The 14,647-nt window shown below is 61.6% G+C and carries 9 protein-coding genes and 1 pseudogene; all 10 read left to right on the plus strand.

Going from position 1 to position 14,647, the window contains the following annotated elements:
* Positions 1-104: 104 nt before the first annotated feature.
* Positions 105-758 (plus strand): type IV pilus assembly protein PilM, encoded by a 654-nt coding sequence (gene pilM, locus KUA23_RS02090; RefSeq protein WP_100491673.1) that lies wholly within the window; start codon positions 105-107, stop codon positions 756-758.
* Complete coding sequence (locus KUA23_RS02095; protein WP_078046505.1) at positions 755-1,309, plus strand: PilN domain-containing protein; 555 nt, start codon at positions 755-757, stop codon at positions 1,307-1,309. Before pilM ends, KUA23_RS02095 begins: the two co-directional genes overlap by 4 nt.
* Positions 1,306-2,277, plus strand: a complete 972-nt coding sequence (locus KUA23_RS02100; protein WP_252993378.1) for a pilus assembly protein PilP — start codon at positions 1,306-1,308, stop codon at positions 2,275-2,277. Before KUA23_RS02095 ends, KUA23_RS02100 begins: the two co-directional genes overlap by 4 nt.
* A gap of 138 nt (positions 2,278-2,415) precedes the next feature.
* Positions 2,416-3,672 (plus strand): annotated as a pseudogene (locus KUA23_RS02105) (type IV pilus secretin PilQ); the annotation flags it as partial.
* 4 nt (positions 3,673-3,676) lie between these two features.
* Positions 3,677-4,195, plus strand: coding sequence for a shikimate kinase AroK (aroK, locus tag KUA23_RS02110; RefSeq protein ID WP_003187914.1), 519 nt, complete (start codon positions 3,677-3,679; stop codon positions 4,193-4,195).
* Positions 4,196-4,320: 125 nt separating this feature from the next.
* Positions 4,321-5,421, plus strand: a complete 1,101-nt coding sequence (gene aroB, locus KUA23_RS02115) for a 3-dehydroquinate synthase (RefSeq protein ID WP_021492321.1) — start codon at positions 4,321-4,323, stop codon at positions 5,419-5,421.
* A 10-nt stretch (positions 5,422-5,431) separates the two neighbouring features.
* On the plus strand, positions 5,432-6,991 hold the full coding sequence (locus KUA23_RS02120; protein WP_078046509.1) for an SPOR domain-containing protein: 1,560 nt from the start codon (positions 5,432-5,434) through the stop codon (positions 6,989-6,991).
* A gap of 353 nt (positions 6,992-7,344) precedes the next feature.
* The gene (gltB, locus tag KUA23_RS02125; protein WP_078046510.1) at positions 7,345-11,790 is read left to right on the plus strand and encodes a glutamate synthase large subunit; all 4,446 of its coding nucleotides are present in this window, start codon (positions 7,345-7,347) and stop codon (positions 11,788-11,790) included.
* A gap of 32 nt (positions 11,791-11,822) precedes the next feature.
* Entirely contained in the window at positions 11,823-13,241 is a 1,419-nt protein-coding gene (locus tag KUA23_RS02130; RefSeq protein WP_034105894.1) for an FAD-dependent oxidoreductase, read from the plus strand.
* 230 nt (positions 13,242-13,471) lie between these two features.
* Positions 13,472-14,539, plus strand: a complete 1,068-nt coding sequence (hemE, locus tag KUA23_RS02135; RefSeq protein WP_252993379.1) for a uroporphyrinogen decarboxylase — start codon at positions 13,472-13,474, stop codon at positions 14,537-14,539.
* Positions 14,540-14,647: the final 108 nt, after the last annotated feature.

The following is a 14,647-nucleotide window of genomic DNA, read 5'->3' on the forward strand; positions in this document are numbered from 1 at the left end:
TTTTTCGCCTTGGGGCGTCATTCGCACCTGTTCAACAAGTCGACCGAATGCATGGCGCCCAGCGGCAATCAGGCGGTATGACAGGCAAAGTTTTAGGGAGTTTTATGGGAAAGGGATTTTTCAGGCAAAAAGTCGACACCCTGCTGGGCGTCGACATCAATGACACGGCAATCCGGCTGGTGGAACTGGGTCGCTCAACCTCGGGTTACACCATTCAGGCTTACGTCACGCAGGCATTGCCCGTGCAGTCGGTGGTCGATGGCACATTCCTCGATCTTGAAGGCGTGGGCCGTGCTCTGCGCAGTGCGTGGTCGCGGTTGTCGACCTCGGTGCGTGGTGCCGCCGCTGCCGTGGCCGGCCCTTCGGTGATCACACGAATGATCGAGATGGACGCAGGGCTCACTGACGATGAGATGACCTGGATGATCCAGATGGAGGCGGACCAGTACATTCCTTATCCCCTGGATGACGTGGCCATCGATTTCCAAGTGCGTGGGCCGACGGCGCTGAAACCCGGCCGGGTCGACGTGCTGCTGGCGGCATGCCTTAAGGAACAGGTGGAGACTCGCGAGGCGGTTCTGGCCCTGGCGGGGCTGGTGCCCAGGGTCATCGATGTCGAAGCGTTTGCATTGGCGCGCGCTAGCCGTCAGGATTTCGCCAGCTTCACGCCGAGCCATCGAGTCGATGGTGCACAATGGGCCGTGGATGCCCAAGGGATGGGAATTGCTTGCGGGTTGGCCCTGAGGAGTTTCGCTTGAAGACACGAATCAACCTATTGCCATGGCGCCAGGCGCTGGCAGAGCGGCGACGCAAGTATTTGCTGGCGTGTCTGCTGGCGTTCGCCTGCGCGGCGCTGGCGACCGTGTGGCTGGCGGATCAGGTGATCGACCAGGCCATTGATCGCCAAGTCACCCGCAACGACCATCTGGGCAAGGAGGTCGCTGGCCTCGATTCACGCATCAAGACCATCGACGATCTGCAGGAGCAAAGCCAGCAGTTGGCCCAGCGCATGAAGGTCGTACAAGACCTGCACGATTCACGCTCCTCCGGTGCCCAGTTGCTCGATCAACTGGCCCGCGCGGTACCCGACGGCGTCCACCTGCATGAAGTGGTGGCCAAGGGCGATACCGTGAGTATCAGCGGCAGCGCGGAGTCCAGCCAGGACATCGCCCAGTTGATGCGCCGCCTCGAGGCCGCAGAAGGTGCCCATTCCACTCGGTTGCAACATGTGCGAACGGATGGCGCGCGCGGCAACAACGAATTTCAGCTGATGGTGCGTCAGGGCGAGTCCTCCGAGGCTCAGCCTTGAGCCTGCCAAGGCTCAATCTTTCTGCACTCACTCACAACGCTGCAAAATGGCCCCTTCCTGGCAAGGCCCTGTTGGGCTGTGCGCTGGCGGCTGTAGTGTTTGTGGTGGGCGACCTGGTGTACCTGAGCCCTTCGCGGCACCGGTTACAACGGGTCGAAACGCAGGAAGTGGCCCTGCAGCAGCATGTCGCGCAAAAGACCGCCCTGGCTGCCAGCCTTGAGACGCGCACGCACCAGTTCCAGTTGATGCAGGCGAAAGCCAATGAGCTTTTGCAGGCGTTGCCGGGTGAGTCCGAAATGCCCGGCTTGCTGGAAGACATCGCGGGCTTGGCGCTGGCCAATGGTTTGCTGGTCGAAAACGTCACCCCGCTGGATGAACAGCCCAGGCCGTTCTATCACGAGCAACCTGTGCAGGTCGGTTTGACCGGGGCTTATCACGACCTGGCAATGTTCCTGAGCCGCCTGGGTGGCCTGTCGCGAATCGCCACGGTGCACGATATTGCCCTGCGCCGTGATGGCAAGCTGCTGCGCCTGGACCTGCTGGCCAAGACGTATTGGCAGGCGCCGTCAGGCGCCGGGCCGGGCGGGCAGGGATTAGCAAGGCAGGCTTTTGTCTATGACGCGTCCGGTCTGCGTGATCCTTTCCAGCGGCTTGCCATTCAGGTCGGCCATTTGCCTGGTCGGCCCGCTCGGGCGCCGGATCTCGCCAGGCCACGTGGCGTCCTGGAAACCCTGGCAGTGGACCAGTTTGAAATGGTCGGCACGCTGTCGCGCGGTGTGCAGGCTTTTGCCCTGCTGCGTGCGGCCTCCAGGGTGCACCGGCTGGCGGTCGGTGACTACCTGGGGCCGGACCATGGCCGAGTCACGGTCATCCATGAGCGTTACGTGGAGCTGGTCGAACTGTTTCCCGATGGTCAGGGTGCATGGCTGGAACGCCCGCGAACCCTGGTGTTAAACGTCAACTCATAACGGAATCAACCAATGAAAAGGACTTTCTCGTCCTTCGGTGTGGCGCTATGGATAGCGTTCACGGCACCGATGGCTGCTGCTCTACCTAATCGCGTAGACCTGATCCAGTTGCCACCGCCTGGCAACACCGCGTCGAGCGCCTACACGGGCGACAGGCTCAACCTCAACTTCCAAAGCATCGAGCTGCGTACGGCGTTGCAACAAATCGCCGATGTGGCGGGCCTCAACCTGGTGGCGAGCGACGATGTGCAGGGTTCAATTACCCTGCGCCTCAAGGATGTGCCCTGGGATCAGGCGCTGGACCTGGTGCTGCAGGCCAAGGGCCTGGATAAGCGGGTGAAGGCCGGCGTGTTACTGGTCGCGCCCGCCGGAGAGTTGGCTGCACGTGAGCTGCTGACCCTGGAGTCGCGCAAGCAAATGGCCGAGCTGGCGCCATTGCGCCGTGAACTCTTGCAAGTCAATTACGCCAAGGCGGCAGACCTGGCCAAGCTGTTCCAGTCGGTGACGGGCCTTGAAGGCGTGCCCGACGAGCGTGGGTCGGTGGCGGTCGATGATCGCACCAATAACATCATCGCTTACCAGACCGGGGAGCGGCTGGAGGAGCTGCGGCGGATCGTGGCGCAACTGGACATCCCCGTGCGCCAGGTGATGATCGAGGCGCGCATTGTCGAGGCCAATGTCGACTACGACAAAAGCCTGGGCGCGCGCTGGGGCGGGCGACTCAATCGCGGCAACTGGGGCGCCGGGGGGATTGCGAAGCCACCGGCCGAAGGTGCGCAGCCTTCGGAAAACCCGCCCAGCTCACCCTTTGTTGACTTGGGCTCGCTCACCGGCACCTCGGGCCTGGGCATCGCCTTTATTACCGACAACCTGCTGCTGGACCTGGAGCTCACCGCCATGGAGAAAACCGGCAACGGGGAAATTGTCTCGCAACCCAAGGTGGTGACTTCCGACAAGGAAACCGCGCGCATCCTCAAGGGCACTGAAATCCCCTATCAGGAATCCAGCTCCAGCGGCGCCACGTCGGTGTCGTTCAAGGAAGCCTCGTTGTCGCTGGAGGTGACCCCGCAGATCACCCCCGACGACCGGGTGATCATGGAAGTCAAAGTCACCAAGGACGAGCCCGATTACCTGAACAAGCTCAATGACGTGCCGCCGATCAAGAAAAACGAAGTGAACGCCAAGGTGCTGGTCAAGGATGGCGAGACCATCGTCATCGGCGGCGTTTTCTCTAATACCCAAAGCAAAGTGGTAGATAAAGTGCCATTTTTGGGCGATGTGCCGTATCTTGGCCGCCTTTTCCGGCGCGATGTGCTGGCGGAGAAAAAATCCGAGCTGCTGGTATTCCTGACTCCGCGTATTATGAATAACCAGGCGATTGCTGTGAGTCGTTGATTCTGTGCGAAATTTGATTCTTGTAGGACCGATGGGCGCTGGAAAAAGCACCATCGGCCGTTTGCTGGCCAAAGAGCTGCGCCTGCCGTTCAAAGATTCCGACAAGGAAATTGAATTGCGCACGGGTGCCAATATCCCATGGATCTTCGATAAGGAAGGCGAGCTGGGCTTTCGTGATCGTGAGCAGGCGATGATCGCCGAGCTGTGCGGCTGCGATGGTGTGGTATTGGCCACTGGCGGCGGCGCAGTGATGCGCGATGAAAACCGTCGGGCGCTGCATGCCGGTGGTCGGGTGGTCTATCTGCATGCATCGGTCGAGCAGCAGGTGGGCCGCACTGCCCGCGATCGCAATCGCCCGTTGCTGCGCACTGCCGACCCGGCGAAGACCTTGCGGGACCTGCTCGCATTGCGTGATCCGCTGTATCGGGAAATCGCCGATCTGGTGGTAGAAACCGATGAGCGGCCACCTCGGATGGTGGTCCTCGACATTCTTGAGCGCTTGCAACGGCTGCCACCCCGTTAAAGCCAGGCCCGAAATGCGCTATTCTCGGCGGCGCGCCATCACCTTCCAGGGTGTGGCGTAGAGCCATCAGGCGACGTCAGAATTTGGCGTTGCCGGTCGTCAATACATCTCTAACGCGGGGACACATGCAGACACTTAAGGTCGATCTAGGCGAGCGCAGCTACCCGATCCATATTGGCGAAGGTTTGCTGGACCAGCCCGAGCTGCTCGCACCGCATATTGCCGGGCGGCAAGTGGCGATCATCTCCAACGAAACGGTCGCGCCGCTGTATCTTGAGCGTCTGAGCCGCAGCCTGGCGGCGTATTCCGTGATCTCTGTGATCTTGCCCGACGGCGAAGCCCACAAAAACTGGGAAACCCTGCAGCTGATCTTTGATGGCCTGCTGACCGCACGTCATGACCGCCGCACCACCGTCATCGCCCTGGGCGGCGGTGTGATCGGCGACATGGCCGGCTTTGCAGCGGCCTGCTACCAGCGTGGCGTGGACTTTATCCAGGTGCCGACCACCCTGCTGTCTCAAGTCGATTCGTCGGTGGGCGGCAAGACCGGCATCAACCACCCACTGGGCAAGAACATGGTCGGCGCGTTCTACCAGCCCCAAGCCGTGCTGATTGATACCGCCACCCTCAACACCCTGCCGCCGCGCGAGCTGTCGGCGGGCCTGGCAGAAGTCATCAAGTACGGGCTGATCTGCGACGAGCCGTTCCTGACGTGGCTGGAAGAGCACGTCGACGCCCTGCGCAATCTGGACCAGGCGGCACTCACCGAAGCCATTTCCCGCTCCTGCGCCGCCAAGGCGCTGGTGGTGAATGCCGACGAACGGGAGTCCGGCGTACGGGCCACCTTGAACCTGGGCCACACCTTCGGCCATGCGATCGAAACGCACATGGGCTATGGTGTGTGGTTGCATGGGGAAGCCGTGGCGGCTGGCACTGTGATGGCATTGGAGATGTCGCAGCGCCTGGGCTGGATCAGTGCCCAGGAGCGTGACCGGGGCATTCGCCTATTCCAGCGCGCCGGTTTGCCAGTCATTCCGCCTGAGGAAATGACCGAGGCGGACTTCCTCGAACATATGGCGATAGACAAGAAAGTGATCGACGGTCGACTGCGACTGGTGCTGCTGCGCCACATGGGCGAAGCGGTGGTGACCGACGATTATCCGAAAGAGATTTTACAGGCCACGCTGGGAGCGGATTACCGCGCCCTGGCCCAGCTTAAAGGTTAATAAGATCCCGATGACTAGTTTGCATGCCGACGAGGCGTTCCTCGGCCATTACCAGTTAAGCCACGACCCCTTTGCTCCACGGGTGCCTGGTTTCAAATTTTTCCCGGCCCAGCGCAAGCCTGTGCTCGGCCAGCTGCACCACCTCGCGCGCTACAGCCAACTGCTGCTGGTGGTGACGGGGCCGTTGGGCAGCGGCAAGACGCTGTTGCGCCAGGCCCTGGTGGCCAGCACCAACAAGCAATCGGTACAGAGCGTGGTGGTGTCGGCCCGTGGTGCCGGTGATGCGGCTGGCGTATTGCGCCAGGTTGCGCAGGCCCTGGATGTGGCTACAGCCGAGCCGAACGCGATTCTCAAGCAGGTCGTGCAACTGGGCCTGACCGGCCAGGAAGTCTACCTGCTGGTGGATGACGCCGAGCAGCTTGACGAATCCGCGCTTGAAGCGCTGCTGGCGCTGGCGGCGGGTACGCCGGAAGGTCGCCCGCACGTGTTCCTGTTCGGCGAGTCGTCGTTGATCGCCGACCTTGAGCAGATCAGCGGCGAACAAGAGCTGTTCCACGTCATCGAGTTGCAGCCGTACGAAGAGGAAGAAACCCGCGAATACCTGGCTCAACGCCTGGAAGGCGCAGGGGCGGGCATCGAACTTTTCTCCGCTCAACAGATCTCTGATATTCACGAAAGCTCCGACGGCTGGCCTGGCACCATCAACCAGGTTGCCCGCGATGCCATGATCGAAGCCATGATTGCCAGCCGCTCTGCGGTCAAGCGTCCAAAGATGGGGTTCACTATGCCTAAGAAACACGTATTGGCTATTTCCGCCGTTGTCGTGGTCGCTGTTGCCGCCGCCTGGTTGATCCCAGGTCGCAGCAAGGCGCCCACCACAGCCGGCGCGCCAACCGAACAGGCGCAGTTGCCACTGGGCAAGCCCACGCCAAACGTCGAATTCGCCAACTCCGGCCAACCGACCAACCTGCCGATGGTTGGCCAACCTGTGATGCGCGGCCCGCTTGCCGAAGAAGCCGGTGGCATCTCCGAAGGCGACGACGGCGTGCCGGTGGAAGGCTCCAGCGCCACACCGCCTACCGTGACCACCACTGCACCGCCAGCGGGCGTGCCAGCCGGCCAGCCGGCTGCCAAGCCGACACCCGCGCCGACAGTCGCCACCGCCAAGCCTGCGCCCGTGACCAAGCCGGTCGCGCCTGCGCCAACCGCCAAGCCAGCCCCTGCGCCAGCCGCCAAACCGGCTGAAAAACCAGCCGCCACCGTTGCCAAGGCCGGCGCCGCTGGCAGCAGCTGGTACAGCAGCCAGCCAACCGGCAACTTCGTGGTGCAGATCCTCGGCACCAGTTCCGAAGCCAACGCCCAGGCGTTCGTGAAGGAGCAGGGCGGCGAGTACCGTTATTTCAAGAAAGTGCTCAACGGCAAGCCTCTCTACGTGATCACCTACGGCAACTTCTCCAGCCGTGCAGCCGCCGATTCTGCGATCAAAACCTTGCCAGCGAAGGTCCAGGCTGGTAAACCTTGGCCTCGCACTGTTGCCAGCGTTCAACAAGAACTCGCAACAACTCGCTGAAGATCCGGCGGCCTTACCCAGGCCGCCCTCCCGGCACCTCAAAAAATAACCGCAAGTGCGTGCAGTCTCTAGAGACCGCGCGCTTTGTGGTGTCTGCGTCACAGTAGCTTTTGAGTCGTAGCGGTCAGAATTAAAAAAGTTTTGACTAGCACAGCATATCGCTTTAAACCTTTCATAAATGCGACATAGATTTGCGACATTTCGTCGCTAAATTTGTGAGCGTCTGTGTCGGTGTGTACAATGACCTCCCTTTTGCCCCCGCTAAGCCGGCGTACGTTCGGCGTGGAAGGTAACCGGTTGAATTGAAAAGAAATTTGCCTCGGTATAAGAGGCAGCCTGGTGAGAAAGTGTCTATGAAAGCAGGTCTGTACCAACCCGATGAATTCAAGGATAACTGCGGTTTCGGCCTGATAGCCCACATGCAGGGCGAGCCCAGTCATACCCTTTTGCAAACGGCCATCGAGGCCCTGACCTGCATGACCCACCGCGGTGGGATCAACGCCGACGGCAAGACCGGTGACGGTTGCGGCTTGCTGATTCAAAAGCCCGACCAGTTCCTGCGCGCTGTCGCAAAAGAGCAATTTGCTGTCGACCTGCCCAAGCAGTACGCCGTGGGCATGGTGTTTTTCAACCAGGACCCGGTCAAGGCCGAAGCCGCTCGCGAGAACATGAACCGCGAGATCCTGGCCGCCGGCCTGCAACTTGTCGGCTGGCGCAAAGTGCCGATCGACACCAGCGTGCTCGGCCGCCTGGCCAATGAGCGCCTGCCGCAGATCGAACAAGTGTTCATCGCAGGCGAAGGCCTGAGCGACCAGGACATGGCGATCAAGCTGTTCACGTCGCGTCGTCGCTCGTCCGTGGCCAACGCCGCCGACGCCGACCACTACATCTGCAGCTTTTCCCACAAGACCATCATTTATAAAGGCCTGATGATGCCGGCGGACTTGACCGCCTTCTATCCAGACCTGAGCGATGAGCGCCTGCAAACCGCAATCTGCGTGTTCCACCAGCGCTTCTCCACCAACACCCTGCCGAAATGGCCGCTGGCCCAGCCATTCCGCTTCCTCGCCCACAACGGCGAGATCAACACCATCACCGGCAACCGCAACTGGGCCGTGGCCCGTCGCACCAAGTTCGCCAATGACCTGATGGACCTTGAAGAGCTCGGCCCGCTGGTCAACCGCGTGGGTTCCGACTCTTCCAGCATGGACAACATGCTCGAACTGATGGTCACCGGCGGCATCGACCTGTTCCGTGGCGTGCGCATGATCATTCCGCCAGCGTGGCAGAACGTCGAGACCATGGACCCGGACCTGCGTGCATTCTACGAGTACAACTCGATGCACATGGAGCCGTGGGACGGCCCGGCTGGCGTGGTCATGACCGACGGTCGCTACGCGGTGTGCCTGCTCGACCGTAACGGTCTGCGCCCGGCGCGTTGGGTCACCACCACCAACGGCTTTATCACCCTCGCGTCGGAAATCGGCGTGTGGAACTACAAGCCGGAAGACGTGATCGCCAAAGGCCGCGTAGGCCCTGGCCAGATCCTGGCCGTGGACACCGAGACCGGGCAGATCCTCGACACCGACGCCATCGACGACCGCTTGAAGTCGCGTCACCCGTACAAGCAATGGCTGCGCAAGAACGCCCTGCGCATCCAGGCGACCATGGAAGACAACGACCACGGTTCGGCTTTTTATGACGTTGACCAGCTCAAGCAGTACATGAAGATGTACCAGGTCACGTTCGAAGAACGCGACCAGGTGCTGCGTCCGCTCGGCGAGCAAGGCTACGAGGCGGTCGGTTCCATGGGCGATGACACGCCAATGGCGGTGCTGTCCCAGCGCGTGCGCACGCCGTACGACTATTTCCGCCAGCAATTCGCCCAGGTGACCAACCCACCGATCGATCCGCTGCGCGAAGCCATCGTGATGTCCCTGGAAGTCTGCCTCGGTGCCGAGCGCAACATCTTCCAGGAATCGCCTGAGCACGCTTCCCGCGTGATCCTCAGCTCGCCGGTCGTTTCCCCGGCCAAGTGGCGCTCGCTGATGACCCTGGAGCGCCCGGGCTTCGACCGCCAGATCATCGACCTGAACTACGACGAGAGCCTCGGCCTTGAAGCCGCGGTGCGCAACGTCGCCGACCAGGCTGAAGAAGCCGTGCGTGCCGGTCGTACCCAGATCGTGCTGACTGACCGTCACATTGCCCCAGGCAAGCTGCCGATCCACGCCTCCCTGGCCACCGGCGCGGTGCACCACCGCCTGACCGAGAAAGGCCTGCGCTGCGACTCCAACATCCTCGTGGAAACCGCCACCGCTCGCGACCCGCATCACTTTGCGGTACTGATCGGCTTCGGCGCCTCGGCGGTGTACCCGTTCCTCGCGTACGAAGTGCTGGGTGACCTGATCCGTACCGGTGAAGTGCTGGGCGACCTCTATGAGGTGTTCAAGAACTACCGCAAGGGCATCACCAAGGGCCTGCTGAAGATCCTGTCGAAGATGGGCATCTCCACTGTCACCTCGTACCGTGGCGCCCAGCTGTTCGAAGCCATCGGCCTGTCCGAAGAAGTCTGCGAGCTGAGTTTCCGTGGCGTGCCAAGCCGTATCAAGGGTGCGCGTTTTGTCGACATCGAAGCCGAACAGAAAGCCCTGGCAGCCGAAGCCTGGAGTGCGCGCAAGCCGATCCAGCAAGGCGGCCTGCTCAAGTTCGTGCACGGTGGCGAATACCACGCGTACAACCCGGACGTAGTCAACACCCTGCAAGCCGCCGTGCAGCAGGGCGACTACGCCAAGTTCAAGGAATACACCGCGCTGGTGGACAACCGCCCGGTGTCGATGATCCGCGACCTGTTCAAGGTGAAGACCCTGGACACGCCGATGGACATCAGCGAAGTCGAGCCGCTGGAATCGATCCTCAAGCGCTTCGACTCCGCCGGTATCTCCCTGGGCGCCTTGTCGCCTGAGGCTCACGAAGCCCTGGCCGAAGCCATGAACCGCCTGGGTGCGCGTTCCAACTCCGGCGAAGGCGGTGAAGACCCGGCGCGCTACGGCACCATCAAGAGCTCGAAAATCAAGCAGGTCGCGACTGGCCGTTTCGGCGTGACCCCGGAATACCTGGTCAACGCCGAAGTGCTGCAGATCAAGGTGGCCCAGGGCGCCAAGCCCGGTGAAGGCGGCCAGCTGCCAGGCGGCAAGGTCAACGGTCTGATCGCCAAGCTGCGTTATGCAGTGCCGGGTGTGACGCTGATCTCGCCTCCACCGCACCACGACATCTACTCGATCGAAGACTTGTCGCAGCTGATTTTCGACCTGAAACAAGTCAACCCGCAGGCCCTGGTCTCGGTGAAACTGGTGGCAGAAGCCGGCGTAGGCACCATTGCCGCTGGCGTGGCCAAGGCCTATGCCGACCTGATCACCATCTCCGGCTACGACGGCGGCACCGGCGCTTCGCCGCTGACCTCGATCAAGTACGCCGGTGCACCGTGGGAACTCGGCCTGGCCGAAACCCACCAGACCCTGCGCGGCAACGACTTGCGCGGAAAGGTTCGGGTACAGACCGACGGCGGCCTGAAAACCGGCCTCGACGTGATCAAGGCCGCGATCCTCGGTGCCGAAAGCTTCGGCTTCGGTACTGCGCCGATGATCGCCCTGGGCTGTAAATACCTGCGCATCTGCCACCTGAACAACTGCGCCACCGGCGTCGCGACCCAGAACGAGAAGCTGCGCAAGGATCACTACATCGGTACCGTCGACATGGTGGTGAACTTCTTCACCTACGTCGCCGAAGAAACCCGTGAGTGGTTGGCCAAGCTGGGTGTGCGCTCCCTCGAAGAGCTGATCGGTCGTACCGACCTGCTGGACATCCTTGAAGGCCAGACCGCCAAGCAGAACCACCTGGACCTGACGCCGCTGTTGGGCAGCGACCACATCCCGGCGGACAAGCCACAATTCTGCCAGGTGGACCGCAACCCACCGTTCGACAAAGGCCTGCTGGCCGAGAAGATGGTCGAGATGGCTTCTTCCTCGATCAACGATGCCAGCGGTGGCGAATTCGCCCTGGATATCTGCAACTGCGACCGTTCGATTGGCGCCCGCATCTCCGGCGAAATCGCGCGCAAGCACGGCAACCAGGGCATGGCGAAAGCGCCGATCACTTTCCGCTTCAAAGGCACTGCGGGCCAGAGCTTTGGCGTGTGGAACGCCGGCGGGCTGCACATGTACCTGGAAGGCGACGCCAACGACTACGTGGGCAAGGGCATGACCGGCGGCAAGCTGGTGATCGTTCCGCCTAAAGGCAGCGTCTACAAGACTCAGGACAGTGCCATCATCGGCAACACCTGCTTGTACGGCGCCACCGGTGGCAAGCTGTTCGCCGCCGGTACCGCCGGTGAGCGTTTCGCCGTGCGTAACTCCGGTGCCCACACCGTGGTAGAAGGCACTGGCGATCACTGCTGCGAGTACATGACCGGGGGCTTTGTCGCGGTACTCGGCAAGACCGGTTACAACTTCGGCTCGGGCATGACCGGCGGTTTCGCCTACGTGCTTGACCAGGACAACACCTTCGTCGACAAGGTCAACCACGAGTTGGTCGAGATCCAGCGGATCAGCGGCGAAGCCATGGAGTCCTACCGGAACCACTTGCAGCACGTGCTGGACGAGTACGTCGAGGAGACCGGCAGCGAATGGGGCCGTAACCTCGCTGAAAACCTCGATGATTACCTGCGTCGTTTCTGGCTGGTCAAGCCCAAGGCTGCCAACCTGAAATCGTTGCTTTCCAGCATCCGTGCCAACCCGCAGTGATATGCGCCTGAAGAGTTTGATGAGGTTTTAACATGGCTGAACGTCTGAATAACGACTTCCAGTTCATCGATGTCGGGCGCAAAGATCCGAAGAAGAAACTGTTGCGTCAACGCAAGAAAGAGTTCGTGGAGATCTACGAACCCTTCAAACCCCAGCACTCGGCCGACCAGGCCCACCGCTGCCTGGGGTGCGGTAACCCGTATTGCGAATGGAAGTGCCCGGTGCACAACTTCATTCCCAACTGGCTGAAGCTGGTGGCCGAGGGCAACATCCTTGCCGCTGCCGAGCTGTCGCACCAGACCAACACCCTGCCGGAAGTGTGCGGCCGGGTGTGCCCGCAGGACCGTCTGTGCGAGGGTGCCTGCACCCTTAACGACGGCTTTGGCGCGGTGACCATCGGTTCGGTGGAGAAGTACATCACCGACACCGCGTTCGCCATGGGCTGGCGTCCGGACATGTCCAAGGTCAAGCCGACTGGCAAGCGCGTCGCGATCATCGGCGCGGGCCCGGCGGGCCTGGGCTGTGCCGACGTGCTGGTGCGTGGCGGCGTGACCCCGGTGGTGTTCGACAAGAACCCGGAAATCGGCGGCTTGCTGACCTTCGGCATCCCCGAGTTCAAGCTGGAAAAAACCGTGCTGAGCAACCGCCGTGAAGTCTTCACCGGCATGGGTATCGAGTTCCGACTCAATACCGAAATCGGCAAGGACATCACCATGGAGCAACTGCTCGAAGAATACGATGCGGTATTCATGGGCATGGGCACCTACACCTACATGAAAGGCGGCTTTGCCGGTGAGGACCTGCCGGGCGTGTATGACGCGCTCGACTTCCTCATCGCCAACGTCAACCGCAACCTGGGCTTTGAAAAGTCGCCGGAAGATTTCGTCGACATGAAAGGCAAGAAGGTCGTGGTGCTGGGCGGTGGCGACACCGCGATGGACTGCAACCGCACGTCGATCCGCCAGGGCGCCAAGTCGGTGACTTGTGCCTATCGCCGTGACGAAGCCAACATGCCCGGCTCGCGCAAAGAGGTGAAGAACGCCAAGGAAGAAGGTGTGAAATTCCTCTACAACCGCCAGCCGATTGCAATCGTCGGTGAAGACCGCGTCGAAGGCGTGAAGGTGGTCGAGACCCGCCTCGGCGAACCGGACGCCCGTGGTCGTCGCAGCCCCGAGCCGATCCCGGGCTCCGAAGAGATCATCCCGGCGGACGCCGTGGTCATCGCCTTCGGTTTCCGCCCAAGCCCGGCGCCGTGGTTTGAACAGTTCCAGATCCAGACCGACAGCCAGGGCCGCGTCGTAGCCCCGGAACAAGGCCAGTACAAACACCAGACCAGCAACCCGAAAATCTTCGCCGGTGGCGACATGGTGCGCGGTTCTGACCTGGTGGTGACGGCGATCTTCGAAGGCCGCAATGCCGCCGAAGGGATCCTGGATTACCTGCAGGTCTGATCTGAAATACGCTCAAATGTGGGAGCTGGCTTGCCTGCGATAGCGGTGTAACAGTCACAGGATGTATCGACTGATCCACCGCAATCGCAGGCAAGCCAGCTCCCACATTGGTTTCCAGCGTGTTCAAGAGATTGCGACAAATTGACCCGATAGACAAAAGGCACGGCGCATTCCGTGCCTTTTGCGTCTGGCTCTGAGAAAATGCCCGCACTTTTTTTGCGGATGCCGACATGACTGCCCTCAAGAACGACCGTTTCCTTCGTGCCCTGCTCAAGCAACCCGTGGACGTCACCCCTGTGTGGATGATGCGCCAGGCCGGTCGCTACCTGCCGGAATACCGCGCCAGTCGCGCCAACGCCGGCGACTTCATGAGCCTGTGCATGAACCCGGAGTTCGCCTGCGAAGTCACGATGCAGCCGCTGGACCGCTACCCACAACTGGACGCGGCCATCCTCTTCTCCGACATCCTCACCATCCCTGACGCCATGGGCCAAGGCCTGTACTTCGAAACCGGCGAAGGCCCGCGTTTCAAGAAAGTCGTCAGCACCCTGGCCGATATCGAAGCCTTGCCGATCCCCGATCCGCATAAAGACCTCGGCTACGTGATGGACGCCGTCAGCACCATCCGCCGCGAGCTTAACGGCCGTGTGCCGCTGATCGGCTTCTCCGGCAGCCCCTGGACCTTGGCCACCTACATGGTCGAAGGCGGCTCGTCGAAAGACTTCCGCAAGACCAAGGCCATGCTCTACGACAACCCACAGGCCATGCACCTGCTGCTGGACAAGCTGGCGCAGTCGGTCACCTCTTACCTCAACGGCCAGATCATGGCCGGCGCCCAGGCGGTGCAGATCTTCGACACCTGGGGCGGCAACCTCTCGGCGGCGGCATACCAGGAGTTCTCCCTGGCCTACATGCGCAAAATCGTCAGCGGCCTGATCCGCGAACACGAAGGCCGCAAAGTGCCGGTAATCATGTTCACCAAGGGGGGCGGCCTGTGGCTGGAAAGCATTGCCGACGCCGGTGCCGACGCCCTGGGCCTGGACTGGACCTGCGACATTGGCGAAGCCCGCCAGCGCGTGGGCAACCGCGTCGCGCTGCAAGGCAACATGGACCCGACGGTGCTGTACGCCAAGCCGGAAGCCATCCGCACCGAAGTTGGCCGCATCCTCGCCAGCTACGGCAAAGGCACCGGGCATGTGTTCAACCTCGGCCATGGGATTACTCCGGAAGTGAACCCAGAGCATGCAGGTGCCTTCCTGCAAGCGGTGCACGAACTGTCCGCGCAGTACCACGAGTAAATGAAAAAGCCCGGCAAATGCCGGGCTTTTTCATGGCTGAACACAAATCAAAATGTGGGAGCTGGCTTGCCTGCGATAGCAGTAGTGAATTCACTATCGCTATCGCAG

It is taken from the genome of Pseudomonas pergaminensis (assembly GCF_024112395.2).
In the GTDB taxonomy this organism is placed as follows: Bacteria; Pseudomonadota; Gammaproteobacteria; order Pseudomonadales; family Pseudomonadaceae; genus Aquipseudomonas; species Aquipseudomonas pergaminensis.

What these genes read in the sequence shown, in the direction of transcription:
- pilM (WP_100491673.1), top strand. Translation starts at nt 105, where the DNA reads ATGGGAAAGGGATTTTTCAGGCAAAAAGTCGACACCCTGCTGGGCGTC.
- aroB (WP_021492321.1), top strand. Translation starts at nt 4,321, where the DNA reads ATGCAGACACTTAAGGTCGATCTAGGCGAGCGCAGCTACCCGATCCAT.
- KUA23_RS02120 (WP_078046509.1), top strand. Translation starts at nt 5,432, where the DNA reads ATGACTAGTTTGCATGCCGACGAGGCGTTCCTCGGCCATTACCAGTTA.
- gltB (WP_078046510.1), top strand. Translation starts at nt 7,345, where the DNA reads ATGAAAGCAGGTCTGTACCAACCCGATGAATTCAAGGATAACTGCGGT.
- KUA23_RS02130 (WP_034105894.1), top strand. Translation starts at nt 11,823, where the DNA reads ATGGCTGAACGTCTGAATAACGACTTCCAGTTCATCGATGTCGGGCGC.
- hemE (WP_252993379.1), top strand. Translation starts at nt 13,472, where the DNA reads ATGACTGCCCTCAAGAACGACCGTTTCCTTCGTGCCCTGCTCAAGCAA.